This is a genomic window from Pseudomonas sp. Marseille-Q5117, assembly GCF_946901175.1.
GTDB classification, from domain to species: domain Bacteria; phylum Pseudomonadota; class Gammaproteobacteria; order Pseudomonadales; family Pseudomonadaceae; genus Aquipseudomonas; species Aquipseudomonas iranensis.
Window position 1 is genome coordinate 158365 of sequence record NZ_CAMPPP010000016.1, and the last position, 14538, is coordinate 172902.

General features: G+C 57.8%; 19 protein-coding genes, 1 tRNA gene and 2 pseudogenes. 9 read left to right on the forward strand and 13 right to left on the reverse strand.

Annotated elements, in window-relative coordinates; translation table 11 throughout:
* The first annotated feature begins 79 nt into the window (after positions 1–79).
* The 3 genes from OC605_RS22510 to OC605_RS22520 are packed head-to-tail and all read left to right on the forward strand — an operon-like array spanning position 80 to position 1466.
* Positions 80–457, forward strand: coding sequence for a GNAT family N-acetyltransferase (locus OC605_RS22510; protein WP_130887682.1), 378 nt, complete (start codon positions 80–82; stop codon positions 455–457).
* On the forward strand, positions 454–1170 hold the full coding sequence (locus OC605_RS22515; RefSeq protein ID WP_016772152.1) for an AzlC family ABC transporter permease: 717 nt from the start codon (positions 454–456) through the stop codon (positions 1168–1170). Before OC605_RS22510 ends, OC605_RS22515 begins: the two co-directional genes overlap by 4 nt.
* Positions 1149–1466 carry an AzlD domain-containing protein gene (locus OC605_RS22520; protein WP_024011198.1) on the forward strand — a complete coding sequence of 106 codons (318 nt, stop codon included), beginning with the start codon at positions 1149–1151 and terminating at the stop codon, positions 1464–1466. Before OC605_RS22515 ends, OC605_RS22520 begins: the two co-directional genes overlap by 22 nt.
* Here OC605_RS22520 and OC605_RS22525 read toward each other — a convergent pair.
* A complete protein-coding gene (locus tag OC605_RS22525) occupies positions 1383–2309 on the reverse strand; it encodes a LysR family transcriptional regulator (RefSeq protein WP_016772151.1) in 927 nt (308 codons plus the stop codon). The two genes, OC605_RS22520 and OC605_RS22525, sit on opposite strands and share 84 nt — an antisense overlap.
* A 468-nt stretch (positions 2310–2777) precedes the next feature.
* Here OC605_RS22525 and OC605_RS22530 point away from each other — a divergent pair, with 468 nt between their 5' ends.
* The 4 genes from OC605_RS22530 (at position 2778) to OC605_RS22545 (ending at position 4570) form a co-directional block, all read left to right on the forward strand.
* Positions 2778–3068, forward strand: coding sequence for a type II toxin-antitoxin system RelB/DinJ family antitoxin (locus OC605_RS22530; RefSeq protein ID WP_125917396.1), 291 nt, complete (start codon positions 2778–2780; stop codon positions 3066–3068).
* Complete coding sequence (locus OC605_RS22535; RefSeq protein WP_262139577.1) at positions 3034–3348, forward strand: type II toxin-antitoxin system YafQ family toxin; 315 nt, start codon at positions 3034–3036, stop codon at positions 3346–3348. The genes OC605_RS22530 and OC605_RS22535 overlap by 35 nt, the downstream gene beginning before the upstream one ends.
* A gap of 137 nt (positions 3349–3485) precedes the next feature.
* Positions 3486–3893 (forward strand): MbcA/ParS/Xre antitoxin family protein, encoded by a 408-nt coding sequence (locus OC605_RS22540; protein WP_262139579.1) that lies wholly within the window; start codon positions 3486–3488, stop codon positions 3891–3893.
* A complete protein-coding gene (locus tag OC605_RS22545; protein ID WP_262139581.1) occupies positions 3890–4570 on the forward strand; it encodes an RES family NAD+ phosphorylase in 681 nt (226 codons plus the stop codon). Before OC605_RS22540 ends, OC605_RS22545 begins: the two co-directional genes overlap by 4 nt.
* On the opposite strand, the gene OC605_RS22550 is transcribed toward OC605_RS22545, so the two are convergent.
* Positions 4561–5379: a lipopolysaccharide biosynthesis protein gene (locus OC605_RS22550; RefSeq protein WP_262139583.1), complete on the reverse strand. Its 819-nt coding sequence runs from the start codon at positions 5377–5379 to the stop codon at positions 4561–4563. The two genes, OC605_RS22545 and OC605_RS22550, sit on opposite strands and share 10 nt — an antisense overlap.
* Positions 5380–5634: 255 nt before the next feature.
* Between OC605_RS22550 and OC605_RS22555 the strand changes: the two are divergent.
* Positions 5635–5814 (forward strand): annotated as a pseudogene (locus OC605_RS22555) (helix-turn-helix domain-containing protein); the annotation flags it as partial.
* A 73-nt stretch (positions 5815–5887) separates the two neighbouring features.
* On the opposite strand, the gene OC605_RS22560 reads toward OC605_RS22555, so the two are convergent.
* The 6 genes from OC605_RS22560 to OC605_RS22585 all read right to left on the reverse strand — a co-directional run bounded on the left by OC605_RS22560 (position 5888) and on the right by OC605_RS22585 (position 10605).
* Positions 5888–5963: transfer RNA gene (locus tag OC605_RS22560), tRNA-Thr, on the reverse strand.
* 427 nt (positions 5964–6390) lie between these two features.
* Positions 6391–7626 (reverse strand): SAM-dependent methyltransferase, encoded by a 1236-nt coding sequence (locus OC605_RS22565; RefSeq protein WP_262139585.1) that lies wholly within the window; start codon positions 7624–7626, stop codon positions 6391–6393.
* Entirely contained in the window at positions 7607–8296 is a 690-nt protein-coding gene (locus OC605_RS22570) for an ABC transporter permease (RefSeq protein WP_056787188.1), read from the reverse strand. The genes OC605_RS22565 and OC605_RS22570 overlap by 20 nt, the downstream gene beginning before the upstream one ends.
* Positions 8293–8988, reverse strand: coding sequence for an ABC transporter permease (locus OC605_RS22575; RefSeq protein ID WP_016772144.1), 696 nt, complete (start codon positions 8986–8988; stop codon positions 8293–8295). The genes OC605_RS22570 and OC605_RS22575 overlap by 4 nt, the downstream gene beginning before the upstream one ends.
* Before the next feature lie 77 nt (positions 8989–9065).
* Entirely contained in the window at positions 9066–9818 is a 753-nt protein-coding gene (locus tag OC605_RS22580; RefSeq protein ID WP_262139588.1) for an ABC transporter substrate-binding protein, read from the reverse strand.
* Between the two features lie 13 nt (positions 9819–9831).
* Positions 9832–10605 (reverse strand): ABC transporter ATP-binding protein, encoded by a 774-nt coding sequence (locus tag OC605_RS22585; RefSeq protein WP_024011209.1) that lies wholly within the window; start codon positions 10603–10605, stop codon positions 9832–9834.
* 542 nt (positions 10606–11147) lie between these two features.
* Between OC605_RS22585 and gabP the strand changes: the two genes are divergently transcribed.
* On the forward strand, positions 11148–12539 hold the full coding sequence (gene gabP / locus OC605_RS22590; RefSeq protein WP_016772141.1) for a GABA permease: 1392 nt from the start codon (positions 11148–11150) through the stop codon (positions 12537–12539).
* Between the two features lie 78 nt (positions 12540–12617).
* Here gabP and vapC read toward each other — a convergent pair whose 3' ends face one another.
* The 5 genes and pseudogenes from vapC to OC605_RS22615 all read right to left on the reverse strand — a co-directional run.
* Complete coding sequence (vapC, locus tag OC605_RS22595; protein WP_262139590.1) at positions 12618–13016, reverse strand: type II toxin-antitoxin system tRNA(fMet)-specific endonuclease VapC; 399 nt, start codon at positions 13014–13016, stop codon at positions 12618–12620.
* Positions 13016–13246: an antitoxin gene (locus OC605_RS22600; RefSeq protein WP_262139591.1), complete on the reverse strand. Its 231-nt coding sequence runs from the start codon at positions 13244–13246 to the stop codon at positions 13016–13018. Before OC605_RS22600 ends, vapC begins: the two co-directional genes overlap by 1 nt.
* A 166-nt stretch (positions 13247–13412) precedes the next feature.
* Positions 13413–13865, reverse strand: coding sequence for a hypothetical protein (locus OC605_RS22605; RefSeq protein WP_016772138.1), 453 nt, complete (start codon positions 13863–13865; stop codon positions 13413–13415).
* A gap of 6 nt (positions 13866–13871) precedes the next feature.
* Positions 13872–14285: a hypothetical protein gene (locus tag OC605_RS22610; protein WP_016772137.1), complete on the reverse strand. Its 414-nt coding sequence runs from the start codon at positions 14283–14285 to the stop codon at positions 13872–13874.
* Between the two features lie 28 nt (positions 14286–14313).
* Positions 14314–14538, reverse strand: a pseudogene (locus OC605_RS22615) (alpha/beta hydrolase); the annotation flags it as partial.

The following is a 14538-nucleotide window of genomic DNA, read 5'->3' on the forward strand; positions in this document are numbered from 1 at the left end:
TCAGATCACCCCAATCGACGGCGTCGAATGCTCGACGCCGGTGGTACTGCGCCGCGCCACCGCCAAGGATGCGCAACGCATGGAGCGCTTCTTCCGCCAGTTCGACGAAGTGTCGTTCTGCGAATGGCAGGACGCCAAATGCCTGCGCGGCGTGTTGATCCAGAAAACCACCACGGCGTACCTGGCTTTCGATGTCGAGGGCGAGATCGTCGGCGCGGTGCTCGGCGGCATGCTCGGCAGTCGCGGCACGATCAACCATCTGGCCGTGAGCCCGCGTTACCGCAGCCAGGGCGTGGGCCAGCGTCTGGTCGAAGCAGCGTCGTCCGACATGAAACGGGTCGGGGTGCTGCGGATGTTTCTGTTCGTCGACGATGCTAACCTCGCGGGCAAGCGATTCTGGGCTGCCCAGGGTTTTTGCGAGCCTCACGGCGAACGAACATTTGAGAGGGATCTATGAATGAAAGGTCCGGCAGCGCGCCGCTGATGGCGACTCATCAGCCGTCGCGCACGTTTGCCGAAGCCAGCCCGGTGGTCGCCGGGTATTTCACCGTGTCGTTTGTCTTCGGGCTGATGGCGGTCAACGCCGGCCTGCCGATGTGGCTGCCGGTGGCGATGTGCTTGTTTGTCTATGCCGGCGCTTCGCAATTCGCCGCGCTGGCGCTGATCTCCAGCGGTGCGTCGCTGACCACCATTGTGCTGACCACGTTTCTGATCAATGCGCGGCACATGCTGATGTCGGTGTACATGGCCAAAGCCCTGCGTGCATTGGGCTTGAGCCGCATGGAGCGTTGGGCTTACGCCGGTGGCCTGACCGATGAATCCTTCGCCTTTCATAGCGTCAAGCTCGGCACGGGCGCACCGGTCAACGTGCGTTACCTGATTGGTTTCAATCTGTTCTGCCACACCTCGTGGGTGCTCGGCGGTTTGCTCGGTGCGGTCTGCGCGCAGTACGCGGCGCACTTGATCAAATATCAGCTCGATTACGCGCTGACGGCGATGATGCTCTACGTGCTGGTCTCGCTGTGCAACACGCGTAACAAATTGATTGCGGCCGCTGCTGCCGTGGTCTGCATGGGCGCGCTGAGCCTGATCGGCAGTTCGCCCTTCAACGTATTTATCGCCACGTTTGTGGGCTGCGGAGTGGGTGTATGCCTGACCAAACGTTCCTGATTCTGGTGGTGGTGCTGATGATGGCGGTGACCTTCCTGCCACGCGCCTTGCCGCTGCAGATCAACACCGAACACTGGCCGCCGTTCGTGGCGCGCGCACTGGAATATCTGCCGGTGGCGATCGTCGCTGCGATCAGCCTCACGCCCCTGTTGATCAAGGACCGGCAAATTCAGCTCGATCGCCCGGAATTCTATGCCGCGATTCCGACGTTGCTATGTGCGTATTTCAGCAAAAACCTCTTTCTCAGTGTGGCGGTGGGGACGGCTGCGTACATTGCGCTCGGCTCGTTCATGTAGCGGCAGATCAACGACGTCGTTCAGCGCCTGGTGGGACAACTCCGGGTTGTTTACCGCCAGCCGGACTTCGAGGAAATCCTCGAAACCGGGAAAAATCGTCAGTCCGTTCTTCTGCGCCGCTTCACGCGAGACCATGCCGACCGCATCCATCTGCGTGATCAACGACAGCGTCAGGGTTTCGCTGCAGGAATAGACCATGCGCTGGCCGTTCTCGTGATTGCCCAGTCCGGCGTCGAGAAAGCGCAGAAAACTGTGGGAATACGGACAATCTTCCGCAGGACGCACCTGAAACTTGTTGCCCAGCAAGGTCAGCGGATCGTTTTCCTGACCGCAATGCGCACCGACCACCTGCACCTGCACATCCGGCAGGACGATGCTCGGCAGCCCCGGCCGCTGCGGGCCGATCAGCACGGCAAGGTCGAAATCTTCGTTCTTCAGCTTGCTGAGGTTTTCCATCGACTCGGCGTAGCTGAACTCCATCTGATAATCGGGAAACACCTCGATCAGGCGTCCGATCATGCGCCGGTTGAAATCAGGCGACAGGGTGTTGTTCAACGCCACCTTCAATGTTCGCTGCCCGGGCACCTTCAGCGCCTCGACCTTTTCTTCCATCTGTCGCGTGGCGATCAACACTTTGTCGATGTAAGGCGTGAGCTCCGTGCCTTGCGGCGTCAGCGTCAGGCCCTTGTTGGAACGGCGAAACAAGCGGAAACCGAACTGCTCTTCGACCTTGTTCAACTGTGCGGCCAACGCCTGCACGGTCAGGCACGAATGCTCGGCTGCGGCCGACAACGAGCCGGTCTGCACGATGCGCATGAGGTTGCGTAAGGTTCTGCTATCCATGGGTAATGCCCTCTGAAGTGGGCTGGGTATTGTTGTGTACGAAACGACCGAAACGGCGCCATATGCCGGCTATATTCCTGCACCTGAGCATAGTTGTCGCGGATTTAGTAGCGAATTGATTTCCCCGCCGATGGCTGGAGGCTGACAGAGGATCGGGGTTTTTGGTGAAGTGGGGGTGATGAAGGTCAAAAAAGTGCGTGGTTTTGGTGCGCGGGGAGATTCTTTTCGAAGAGAAACAGCTTACATCTTCCTAGCTTTTTGCCTGCGTCATACGCAGATAGCTCTCGGGTAAAGTAACGATTTAGCTGATAGCGCCCAACAGTCAAAGGAGATGAAATGGATGTCTGGCATGCGAGCCATGGTGGTACATAACCACCTATCAACTTCGCGTTGACCGACGAAGATCACTCCGAACACAATGCAGAGGTAGCGCTGATGTAGCTACAAAACCACGATGAGGTAATTGAAATGGCTGCACTCCTGAAAACTACCGATGTGCGCTGCCGCATTGATGAGGATTTGAAAGCGCGTGCCACTGAAGTCTTGAACGCTTGCGGGCTGAGCATTAGTGACGCCATGCGACTTTTTCTGCGACAGGTTGTTGCTACTCAGGGGCTTCCCTTCGAAGTGCGAGTCCCATCGGAGAAGACGGCCCGCGCAATGATGGAAGCACGAGAAATCCGTCAGCGTTTCGACTCGATAGACGACATGCTGAGGAATGCTGATGGCGAAACAGGAGAAAACACAAAAACGCGCTGATCGACCTAAACAGTGTGCACAGACTTCTGAATTCAAGAAGTCTTGGGATCGTTATAACCGTGCCGGAAGGCGAGATATGAACGACGTTCGGAAGGTGATAGCAATGTTGTTCCTGGGGCAGCAGTTACCGGCAGAATATCTGGATCATGCGCTGACTGGAGATTGGTCTGGATTCCGCGAGTGTCATATCGGTGGCGATTTTCTGATGGTTTACGAGAACACACGTCCAGACCTGATCACGTTCGTGGATGTAGGGAGTCATTCAGAACTGTTTCAATAGCGCAGAAATACGTAAGCCGGCTTAACTCCGGCTTCTGTGCGTTTGATTGTTACGATTAGTTCGTTTATGTATCAAAATACTAAAAAATTACAGTTATGTACTAGTCTTCAGCTAAGACAAAAAATCAGGAGGCGTCTATGCCTACCTCATCCCCAGCTCTCACCCCACGCGAACAACTCGACGCCCCCGAAGCCGGCCGGGTTGCGCTGAAGTTCTTCTTCAACCTCATGGAGCACTGGGGCTGCAATGCCGAGCAACAACGCACCCTGCTCGGTGGAGTCGGCAACACCACATTCTATAAATACAAACACCTGCCAAACACACGCTTGCCCCATGACACCCTCGAGCGCATCTCTTATCTGATGGGCATTCACAAGGCGCTGAGCATCATCTTCAGCAATAGCCGCGAGCGCGCTTACAAGTGGGTCAGCAGCCCCAATACGGCGGCACCGTTCAATGGCAAAACCGCGCTGGACTACATGCTGGCGGGCCGGGTGGTCGATATCGCCGATGTACGCCGCTACCTCGACGGAGTGCGCGGTTGAAAGCGCCGGCGCCGGTGGATGTGCCATGGCCGCGGGCGTATCGCATCGTCAACAGCAGCTTCCCGCCGATTGCACTGTTCGAAGATGTCCTCGATCCGGAAAATCTTGAAGTTGCCTACGCCATCGAAGCGCTGACCAACGATCGCCTGATCGAACAGGCCGGCGTACTGGCCCGCGTACGTCCCGAAGATCGCCTGTCCGGCCCCGGTTCCAGCCCGGTGATGGCCGCGTTCACTCATGTCGGCAAACGCAGCCGTTTCAGTGACGGCACCTTCGGCGTCTATTACGCCGCCAGCAGCCAGGCGGCGGCGATCGCCGAAACCTGTTTTCACCAGGAACGTTTTCTTGCTGCGACTCAGGAAGCTGATCTTGAGTTGACCATGCGCACTTACGTCAATCGGGTGATCAAGCCGTTGCATGATGTTCGCCAAGGCTTCGAACATTTGCATCAGCCCGATCCGCAAGCCTATGGGCCATCGCAGGTATTTGCGCGACAGTTGCGCGATAGTGAATCGTGGGGCTTGCTCTATAACAGCGTGCGGTTGCCCGGGCATGAATGCGTTGCGGCGTTTCGGCCGCCGGCGGTATCGATTCCGAAGCAGGGCAAGCATTTGCGCTATGTCTGGAGTGCAAGTGAGGGCAGAATTTCGTTTGTATTCGAGATCAGTCAGGTCTGAATTATCGCTTTGACTTCGTCGAGCGTTGTGACGGGAATGACGCTGGATGGAATTCGCGAAGAGGGCGACAAGTTGTAAACGGCAAATTTACTGTCGATGACTTTGTCGGACATGAGTTTCAGAGATGGAAGAATTCTGGAATGAAAATGCTGGTCCAGACCGCACGGCGAGATAGAGCTTCCATCAGTCTCGTAAAAGCGCCCGGCCGACTGGTTCATATCCGCTCCCACCAAAATCACCTTGGAAAAACCCGCGTGATAGGCAAGTTGGAGTGCGAGATACAAGACTGTGCGGGCATCAAAAAAACCATGGGCGAGGTTTTTGCTGAATCCGATACTGCGGTTTCGGCTTCCCAGAACAGCGCGATTCCGCACGAGATCCTTGTCGTTGCGCAGTAGCCATTCAGTAAGGGTCGGCTTGGGTGCTTTCTTCAGAAGATAGAGATCACCTGTCGGTTCAACGGCGAGTTCCTGGGCCTGGCGAGCCCAGAGAGCTACTCGCTGACTGGTGCGCATTGCATAGGCAAACAGTTCAGGCTGTTGTAGCGAAAAACTGGTGTCGGTGCATGCATAGAAGAACGGCTTTATGCCTGTTCCCGTGAACATGGATATCGCGCCGTTCACCGTAATCATCGGGATGTCGGCGAACTGTTCAATGGGAAAGTCCTTCGCGGAGTTGCCCGACGCGATAATGAATACAGCGCCTTGAGCAATGTTTCGACAGTCAGAAAAGTCCCTGATTTGCGAACGTGCGGAGCCGTTTGGCGTTTCTGATGTTGAGTTCATCGATGGTCTCTTGGTCCATGTCATGCATTCAGTCCGTTGTGCTGACGTGATGAAGCGAGATGACTCTTCCACAGCGCCGCGCTTTGTAAGTGAGTGTTGCGCTCGGCGTTAGTTCCCAGTTGGCTGCTGGGCAGCCGATGCGTTGGCCAAGAACGCTCCAGTGGCTGGCGGGTTATCTGGATAGATGCAGGAGGGAAGTCGGGCATGTTTTCGGCAGGCCTGAAACGCAAAAAGCCCTCGCATCAACGAGGGCTTCATATGAAGGTTTACATCAATGGTTCTGAAGCGCGCGCCAAGGTGGGGGTTTCACAAAGTGCGTTCGCCAAACTGATCGGTGTAAGTCTGCGAACTTTGCAGGATTGGGAACAGGGGCGCAGGCAGCCGACGGGTGCAGCGCAGACTCTCTTGCGGGTCGCAAGCCAGCATCCTGAGGCGTTGCGGGATTTGTATCCTGCCTGATCCCCATAGTTGACTTCTTGGCTGACTCAGAAACAACAAAGCCCCTGCATTTCTGCAGGGGCTTTATTTTGTATGGTGCCGGCACCAGGAGTCGAACCCGGGACCTACTGATTACAAGTCAGTTGCTCTACCAACTGAGCTATACCGGCGTGTGGGCGACGATTATAGCGATTGGGTAGATCCTGTAAACCCCTGAATTCAGACTATTTTTGCATTCCGGAAAAATCAGGCCCTGCGCAAATTAATGCGCAGCTTTTGTACCTCAAGCGCAGTAAGGCATTTATGCAGGGCGTACGGTTGAGTCTGGGCTTTCGGGACCCTGCAGTCATTCACTCGGCTAGCCCAATATTCGTCGGTTATGTCGTTTTGATTGGCAGCTTATGCACAACTGAAAGGCGCGAGCACTGCTTGGGCGAAGTTTTGTGAAGCCATTCTCATCTTGTTCGCAAATCCCTGTTTTACCGGTTTTTATTTATATGAACAAAAAATGACCAGTGCTGTTAAGGCGACGAAACATGCGCAGATATTGGATCCACGGAAAATCCATCAACAGAGTTATCCACAGGCTGTAGCGTTTTAAGCGCGTTCGGCGAGCAGCAGTAAGTTACGCGGCGTGAGGCAGGCGTCGCAAAAGGTGCCGAGGCGTACGACGTATCCCTGTTCTGCGAGGAAAAGTGCCCGATCCAGATTCAACCAAAGCTCCAGCGGTCGCCGGAACAATCCGCGGAGTAATTCCAGGTTGCGAACTTCGGCCAACCGCTGCCAACCGGTTGCTTCGAGTGCGGGCCAATCTGGCTCACCGATTGTGGATAACTCTTTGAGCACAGCCAGATCGCGACAGTAATCAGCGAACGGTTTGTCCAGCCAGGCGCTGGGCAGGGAGGGCGTTGGCAGGTATTCATCGACGCCGCGCACTTGCCGTTGCAGCAGGTCGAAAGCCAGGCGACGAGCCATCGAGGTGTCGCGCTGACGTCGGACGCGCGCACCGGCGGTGACGGTTTCGCTCATCGGCAACGCCAGATCTTCCAGCGACAGGTGTAGGAGTGATACCGATCCTGCGCAGGACAAGGCCTGATATTCGTTACGACTGATGCGGTTGAAGCAGCAGGGCGCAATCGCCATTTGCTGGCAACCTGCGGCACTGGCCAGTTGCATCAAGCGCACATGCAGATCACCGCAGGCGTGGAGGGCGACGGGGGTGTGGGCGGCGTTCAATACGGCCGGGGCGTCTGCCGCGAGTACATCCTGTTCGACATGCAGGGCGTGCAAGTGATGACGCTGACTCAGTGACTGGCCGCTGGCGACCAAGAAAGGATCGTATTCAACGCAAGTCAATTGTTGCCCGTCACCCAACAGGCGCCGTCCCAGATGCCCTTTGCCGGAGCACCAGTCCAGCCAATGCGTCGGCTGCGAGGCAAAGGACAAGCGACCGGCAAACGCCTCGATCTGCTGCCACTTGCGCCCGGGCACATCGACATTCAAGCGATGCCCGGCAGCCTTAAACGCATGCCCCGGAAACTCACCGACCGCACTCAACTCTGCCGACAACTTCGCCAATGAAGCGAACGGCTCTGGCGCATCGACAAGATCAGCAGGATGGTTATGCGCGCGTTCTGCATCTTCCAGCGACCGCCCGCGTAGCCACGCAGACAGCTCCGGGTAGGACGCTTCCCATGGAAGTTCTAGGTGAGTGAACGGTCGAGGTTTCCACAGCGCCTGATGCTCAATCAAAAAAGCATCCAGCGCGGTGAAGCGGGCGAGTAGAGCCTCGCCCGTCAGCACGTGGGAAGTATCAGCGGCCTTGGCAGGCATCGACGCGCAGCCAGCGCTCCAGCAGCTTGAAGCCGCGTACCAGCACGTAAGCCATGACCAGATAGAACACGCCGGCGGCGAAGAAGATCTCCACCGGCAGATAAGTGCGGGCGATGATCGTGCGGGCCATGCCAGTCAGTTCCAGCAGGGTCACAGTGCTGGCCAGAGCACTGGCCTTGAGCATCAGGATCACCTCGTTGCTGTAGGCCGGCAGGCCGATGCGCGCGGCACGCGGCAGGATGATGTAGAACATCGCTTTCGGACGGGACATGCCCAGGGCTCTTGCGGCTTCGATTTCACCCGGTGGAATCGCCTGAATGGCGCCACGCAGAATCTCGGCGATATACGCGGCTGTGTGCAGGGTCATGGTCACCGTTGCACACCAGAACGGATCGCGCAGGTACGGCCACAAAGCGCTTTCACGCACCGCGTCGAACTGCGCCAGACCGTAATAGACCAGGAACAGCTGCACCAGCAGCGGTGTGCCACGGAAAAAGAAGATGTACGCATAAGGCAGCGAGCGCACGTACCACAGCTTCGAAGATCGGGCGATGCCCAGCGGAATCGCCAGCAGCAGACCGGCAATCACGGCGATGGCGACCAGTTCCAGCGTCAGGGTCGCGCCCTGCGCCAGTTTCGGCAGCCACTTGATAATGACTTCCCAGTTCATTGCGCGCTCCTCGCAAAGCCGCGAGCGGCGCGTTTTTCCAGCAAGTGCATGCCGGTCATCGCCAGCACCGTCAGGCCGAGGTACATGATGGCGGCGACCATATAGAAGGTGAACGGTTGTTTCGACACGGTCACACCAATCTGCGCGTGACGCATGATTTCCTCAAGACCGATCACTGAAACCAGCGCGGTGTCTTTCATCAGGATCATGAACAGATTGCCCAGGCCCGGCAGGGCGATGCGCCACATCTGCGGCATGATCAACCGGGTGAAGATCCGCCACTTCGACAGGCCCAGGGCCTGGCCCGCCTCACGGTGACCCTTGGGAATGGCAAGCAGGGCGCCACGGAACACTTCCGTGGCGTAGGCGCCGAAGCACAGGCCCAATGCGATCACACCGGCGGCAAATGCATTGAGTTGCAGGTCGGGGTTGCCGAAATACTCACCGAGGGCGCGCATCAGGTTGACCGTACCGAAGTAGATCAACAGCACCCAGAGCAATTCCGGGACGCCGCGCACCAGCGTCGAATAGGTGCCGCCAAGCCATTGCAGCGGCTTGTACGGGGAAGTCTTGGCCAAGGCGCCGAGCAGACCGAGCACCAGACCCAGGCACAGGGCGGTGAGGGCCAGTTGGACGGTCATCAGCGCGCCAGCGGCGAGCGCCGGGCCGAATCCGTAGAGGTCGATAATCATGGGTTTCTGTTCAAATTGCGGCAGGCAAAGTCGGGAGCCGGTGCCGCTTGATCACGGCGCCGGTCCCACAGGTCAGATCAATAGATGCTGAACGGGAAGTACTTGTCGTTGATTTTCTTGTAGGTACCGTCAGCGACGATTTCCTTCAGCGCGGCGTTCAGGTTGTTGCGCAGTTCGTTGTCACCCTTGCGCACGGCGATGCCGATCTTGTCGCTTTCCACCACCGGGTCGCCCTTGAACTCGTAGTTCTTGCCGGCGTCGGTTTTCAGCCAGTCATAGTTGGCGTACTTGTCGGCGAGGATCGCGTCGACGCGACCGGAGGTCAGGTCGAGGTAGGCGTTTTCCTGGGTGTCGTAGAGGTTGACCTTGATGTCAGTACCATAAGTGTCCTCCAGCCAGGTGCCGGCCAGCGTTGCGCGCTGGGTGCCAATGGTCTTGCCTTTGAGCGAGTCCTTGTCGGTCTTGAAGTCGACGTTTTTCGGCGCGATGAACTGCAATTTGTTCGAGTAGTACGGGTCGGTAAAGTCCACCGCGGCTTTGCGCTCTTCGGTGATCGACAGCGAGGAGATCAGGAAGTCGAACTTCTTCGCGTTCAGCGCCGGAATGATGCCGTCCCAGTCAGAGGTGACGACGGAGCATTCGGCTTTCATCTTCGCGCACAGGGCGTCGCCGATTTCCTTGTCGAAGCCGACCACCTGGCCGCTCGCGTCTTTATTGTTGAACGGCGGGTAGGCCGCTTCGATGCCCATCTTCAGGGTTTCAGCCATGGCGCCGGCGCTGAACGCGAGGGTGACGGCGGCGGCCAGGAAGACCTTTTTGAAATTCTGCATGCATGTTGCTCCGTTAGCGGTTGCTGGACATGAATTGTTTGCAGCGCGCCGAAAGCGGGTTGTCGAACACCTGCTGTGGCGATCCTTGCTCTTCTATAAGGCCCTGATGAAGGAACACCACTTCGCTGGAGACCTGGCGGGCGAAGCCCATTTCGTGGGTCACGAGCAGCATGGTGCGGCCTTCTTCGGCCAATGCGCGGATGACACTAAGTACTTCCTGAACCATTTCCGGGTCAAGGGCGGAGGTGGGTTCGTCGAACAGGATCACCTTCGGCTGCATCGCCAGCGTGCGGGCGATCGCTGCGCGTTGTTGCTGGCCGCCGGACAATTGCGCCGGGTAGGCGTGGCGCTTGTCAGCGATGCCGACCTTGGCCAGCAACGCTTCGGCGACTTCGATGGCCTCGGCCTTGCTCTGGCCGAGCACGCGGCGCGGGGCTTCGATGACGTTGTCGAGCACGCTCATGTGCGGCCACAGATTAAAGTTTTGAAATACAAAACCAATCTCCGAGCGCAGGCGATTGATCTGTTTGCCGTCGGCGGCGACCAGTTCGCCGTTCTTCGCGGCCTTGAGCTTGAGTTCTTCACCGGCCACCAGGATCTGGCCCTGGTGCGGGTTTTCCAACAGGTTGATGCAACGCAGGAACGTGGACTTGCCGGAACCGGAAGAGCCGAGGATCGAGATCACGTCGCCGTCGCGGGCGGTCAGCGAGATGCCTTTGAGCACCTCCAGCTGTCCGTAGCGTTTGTGCAAGTTGCGGATTTCAAGCGCGGGCGTGGCCTCAGCCATGTGCGTTCCTCATATATGTTGCGCTCCTGCTGTTGGCGGGCCTTCCTGGCGAGGCGGCCAAGCTAGCATAGCGTTTCAATGGCAGCCAACAGCGCTACGAGCGGTAAACGGGTGGCATGTGGCGGGTTGTCGCATCGGCGCAGCAGACTGTCGCCCCATCAACAACCGAACGGGTGTTTGATCGTGCAAACCCGTGGGTGCCGCGTAAAAAAAGGCGCGATGTTGCCAGCTTTGGCGGGGTGTTGGAAGCGCTATCCGGCCGAACGTTCCTTATTCGCCCTTTTTCTGTGCGCCGCACACTTTTTCTGTGTGTTTCTGGTGCGCGGATTCGTCTTGAAAGTGAGTCGCCGGGTAACGTTCTGGCGAATAGCCATTAAACTCAATGACTTGCATCGGATGCCGGAGCCCCGGCACTCAAGGACTCGAAACATTTTGGCGCAAATATTGCGTGCAGAATAAGGAACAGGCCGTTGGATTCTTTTTACGAGAAAGAATTTTCAGACGCGCCGGACGCACTCGCTTTCCTTGCAAAGGTAGTCTCTATGAGCAGTACCCCAAGCTCCACAGGCCTCGAACAGGGGCTCAAACCGCGTCATGTGACCATGTTGTCGATCGCCGGTGTGATCGGCGCTGGTCTGTTCGTCGGCTCCGGCCACGCCATTGCTGCCGCCGGCCCGGCCGTGCTGCTGGCTTACGCCGCCGCCGGTACGTTGGTGGTATTGGTGATGCGCATGCTCGGCGAAATGGCCGTGGCTTCGCCGGACACCGGTTCGTTCTCGACTTACGCTGATCGCGCGATCGGTCACTGGGCCGGTTTCACCATCGGCTGGTTGTACTGGTGGTTCTGGGTGCTGGTGATTCCGCTGGAAGCCAACGCCGCGGCAACCATCCTGCACGCGTGGTTCCCGGGGGTGGATATCTGGGCTTTCGCGCTGGTCATCACCATGCTGCTGACCGTGACCAACCTGTTCAGCGTGAAGAATTACGGCGAGTTCGAGTTCTGGTTCGCCCTGATCAAGGTGCTGGCGATCATCGGCTTCATCGGCCTCGGTCTGGCGGCGATTTTTGGCTTCCTGCCGACCAGTCAGGTCAGCGGTGTGTCGCATCTGTTCGACAGCGGCGGCTTCCTGCCCAACGGCATGGGCGCTGTGCTGGGCGCGATCCTGACCACCATGTTCTCGTTCATGGGCACCGAGATCGTGACCATCGCGGCGGCGGAATCGAAGGACCCAGGCAAGCAGATCTCCAAGGCGACCAACTCGGTGATCTGGCGGATCGGCCTGTTCTATCTGGTGTCGATTTTCATCGTGGTGGCGCTGGTGCCGTGGAACGATCCTACCCTGGCCAACCTCGGTTCCTACCAGACCGTACTTGAGCGCATGGGCATTCCCAATGCCAAGATGATCGTCGACATCGTTGTGCTGGTGGCGGTGACCAGTTGCCTGAACTCGGCGCTGTACACCTCCTCGCGCATGCTGTTCTCCCTCGGCAAGCGCGGTGACGCCCCGGCCATGTCGACCCGCACCAACAAGAGCGGCACGCCTTACTGGGCGGTGATGCTGTCCACCGGCGCTGCGTTCCTCTGCACCTTCGCCAACTATGTGGCTCCGGCCGCGGTGTTTGAGTTCCTCCTGGCCAGCTCCGGCGCCATCGCCCTGCTGGTGTACCTGGTGATCGCCTTCTCGCAACTGCGCATGCGCAAGCAGCGCATGGCGCGCGGCGAGAAGATCGTCTTCAGCATGTGGCTGTTCCCGGGTCTGACCTGGGCGGTGATCATCTTCATTGTCGCCGCGCTGACCATCATGCTGTTCCAGGAAGCCCACCGCGTGGAAATCCTCGCCACCGGTCTGCTGAGCCTTATGGTGGTAGCGGCTGGTCTGCTGGTGTCGCGTCGTCGCAAGCTGGAAAAGCGTGGTGCGGTGGTGTTGAACTGAGTCGTAACGCGTGATGTAAAAACGGCCGCTGTCAGGGATGACTAGCGGCCGTTTTTGTTTCTGAGCTTTCCAGTCAGGTTAAATCCAGTCCTCGATTCGCAAACCGGAAACGCGTTGAAACTCCCGTACGTTGTTCGTCACTACAATGAGTCCAAGTGAGCGTGCGTGGCCAGCGATCATTTGGTCGTATGGCCCGATCGGCGTTCCAGCCTTCGCGAGTTCAGATCGAACCATCCCGGCCTGTGCGGCTGCGTCGTTATCGAAAGGCAAGACATCCAGTCGCGCGACAAATCCTTCAACAATTGCCAGATTTTTCTCCGGGGCCGCCGACTTTTCAGCACCGTAAATAAGCTCCATAAGCGTGATAGCGCTGATGCACAACTGCCCGGAATGTCGATTGAAGGCTTCCCGGACAATTTGTGGTTTGTTCTTGATGGTGAAGATGCAGATATTTGTATCCAGCATGTACTTGATCATCAGAACGACTCGCGCTCCTGTTCAGTGGCTTGCTCACGGTTAGCCATGAAATCAGGGCTGACGCTGTCGCCATCAAACCAGCTATCCCAGCTTTCTCCAGCAGGCGTAATGACGCGTGTTCTGCCAATCGCGATGACTTCCACTCGTTTAACGTCGCCGGGCATCGCAACTGCCTTTGGCAGTCGGACTGCCTGACTTCTGTTGCTCATGAAAATTGTGGTCTGCTCCATATTCGAGCTCCCGGGTCTGTTCCTGTGATTAGCTCAGGATAGATCGTGCTGGGGATATGTCAATGGGATATACATCGTCACCGGACAAAGAGTAGCTAGGCCATCCAAACAAAAACGGCCGCTGTCAGGGATGACTAGCGGCCGTTTTTTTGTTTCTGAGAAGGGCTTATTCGCTCTTGTCTTCCTGGGGCTCTACCGACTTGCCATAAGCATCCAGCGCCACGCCGAAATCAGTGATGAACTGCGGCTCGCTCAGCCAAGCCTGGGCTTGTTCGATGGTCATGCCGTCGGCCCACATGCGGTAGTCGATCAGCATGTCGGCAGCCAGGTGGGTGGCGGCCATGCCTTCGTTGTCGGCGTTTTCCATGTCGAGCAGTTCAGGATGGTCGACGATGATGAAGGCCAGTTCGCGCAGCAGGGTCAGCAGCATTTCGTTGCGGCTGACGGCTTCGGCGTCGCGCATTTTACTGAACATCGCCAGGGTGTATTCCGGGATCGGCTCGGCGAGGTGGCCGAGGTCTTCGTCCTGATCCAGCGGTTTGCGCCCGACCATGCGGATTTGCTTGGCTTTGGCCTTGGCGCGTTTGGCGCGTTTCTGTTGCTTGTTCAGGGATGCCATGGGAGCTCAGTTCTTCTGTTGGGTTTGTGCGGCGATCGCGTCGGATGCCGCTACATAGTCAGCTTGGAATGCCGGGGATTCGATCCACGCCAGTGCGCCAGCCTCGTCGGTTTCCTGCGACCACTGGCGATACTCGATCAGCGCGGCGAGGATGAAATCCATCGCGCCTTCTTCGCCTTCCTGCTCATAGACCAGTTCCAGCAGCGGATCTTCAAGGAACGCGGTGCACATGGCCTGTTGGCTGATCTTCTCGGCGTCGATCATTTTCTTGAACAGTTCGGTCAGGTCCACCGATTCGAAATCGATGCGGTCGTCGTTCGGGTCGAGCTCGACCGGCGCTTCGGCGCGCTTGGTGCGGTTCTGCTTGGCCTTGGCTTTGGCCCGGGTGGCGCGTTTTTGCTGCTTGTTGGCGGAGGCCATGATGTGTTCCGTCGTGCGTTGAGAGGGCTCAGCTGCGCGGGACTTGCCGCCCGGGTGTATTGGGGGCCAGTACGCCGGTTTGCAGCCAGGTCAGAGCGATGGGCCATAGTGTGGCTTGGTATGCGCTGCGAAAAAAGCCGAAATGTCCGACTTGTTGTTCGCTGATTTCCTGCGGTGCGATACGCCAGTGGGTTTTTGCCGCGTTGCTGAAGTAGCCGAGCAGGCGTTCGATCGCCGGGATCGTGCCGTAAGG

What these genes read in the sequence shown, in the direction of transcription:
- vapC (WP_262139590.1), bottom strand. Translation starts at nt 13,016, where the DNA reads ATGATCAAGTACATGCTGGATACAAATATCTGCATCTTCACCATCAAG.
- OC605_RS22585 (WP_024011209.1), bottom strand. Translation starts at nt 10,605, where the DNA reads ATGGCTGAGGCCACGCCCGCGCTTGAAATCCGCAACTTGCACAAACGC.
- OC605_RS22530 (WP_125917396.1), top strand. Translation starts at nt 2,778, where the DNA reads ATGGCTGCACTCCTGAAAACTACCGATGTGCGCTGCCGCATTGATGAG.
- OC605_RS22565 (WP_262139585.1), bottom strand. Translation starts at nt 7,626, where the DNA reads ATGCCTGCCAAGGCCGCTGATACTTCCCACGTGCTGACGGGCGAGGCT.
- OC605_RS22510 (WP_130887682.1), top strand. Translation starts at nt 80, where the DNA reads ATGGAGCGCTTCTTCCGCCAGTTCGACGAAGTGTCGTTCTGCGAATGG.
- OC605_RS22520 (WP_024011198.1), top strand. Translation starts at nt 1,149, where the DNA reads ATGCCTGACCAAACGTTCCTGATTCTGGTGGTGGTGCTGATGATGGCG.
- OC605_RS22580 (WP_262139588.1), bottom strand. Translation starts at nt 9,818, where the DNA reads ATGCAGAATTTCAAAAAGGTCTTCCTGGCCGCCGCCGTCACCCTCGCG.
- OC605_RS22550 (WP_262139583.1), bottom strand. Translation starts at nt 5,379, where the DNA reads ATGACATGGACCAAGAGACCATCGATGAACTCAACATCAGAAACGCCA.
- OC605_RS22610 (WP_016772137.1), bottom strand. Translation starts at nt 14,285, where the DNA reads ATGGCCTCCGCCAACAAGCAGCAAAAACGCGCCACCCGGGCCAAAGCC.
- OC605_RS22600 (WP_262139591.1), bottom strand. Translation starts at nt 13,246, where the DNA reads ATGGAGCAGACCACAATTTTCATGAGCAACAGAAGTCAGGCAGTCCGA.
- OC605_RS22605 (WP_016772138.1), bottom strand. Translation starts at nt 13,865, where the DNA reads ATGGCATCCCTGAACAAGCAACAGAAACGCGCCAAACGCGCCAAGGCC.
- gabP (WP_016772141.1), top strand. Translation starts at nt 11,148, where the DNA reads ATGAGCAGTACCCCAAGCTCCACAGGCCTCGAACAGGGGCTCAAACCG.
- OC605_RS22515 (WP_016772152.1), top strand. Translation starts at nt 454, where the DNA reads ATGAATGAAAGGTCCGGCAGCGCGCCGCTGATGGCGACTCATCAGCCG.
- OC605_RS22535 (WP_262139577.1), top strand. Translation starts at nt 3,034, where the DNA reads ATGGCGAAACAGGAGAAAACACAAAAACGCGCTGATCGACCTAAACAG.
- OC605_RS22570 (WP_056787188.1), bottom strand. Translation starts at nt 8,296, where the DNA reads ATGAACTGGGAAGTCATTATCAAGTGGCTGCCGAAACTGGCGCAGGGC.
- OC605_RS22575 (WP_016772144.1), bottom strand. Translation starts at nt 8,988, where the DNA reads ATGATTATCGACCTCTACGGATTCGGCCCGGCGCTCGCCGCTGGCGCG.
- OC605_RS22540 (WP_262139579.1), top strand. Translation starts at nt 3,486, where the DNA reads ATGCCTACCTCATCCCCAGCTCTCACCCCACGCGAACAACTCGACGCC.
- OC605_RS22525 (WP_016772151.1), bottom strand. Translation starts at nt 2,309, where the DNA reads ATGGATAGCAGAACCTTACGCAACCTCATGCGCATCGTGCAGACCGGC.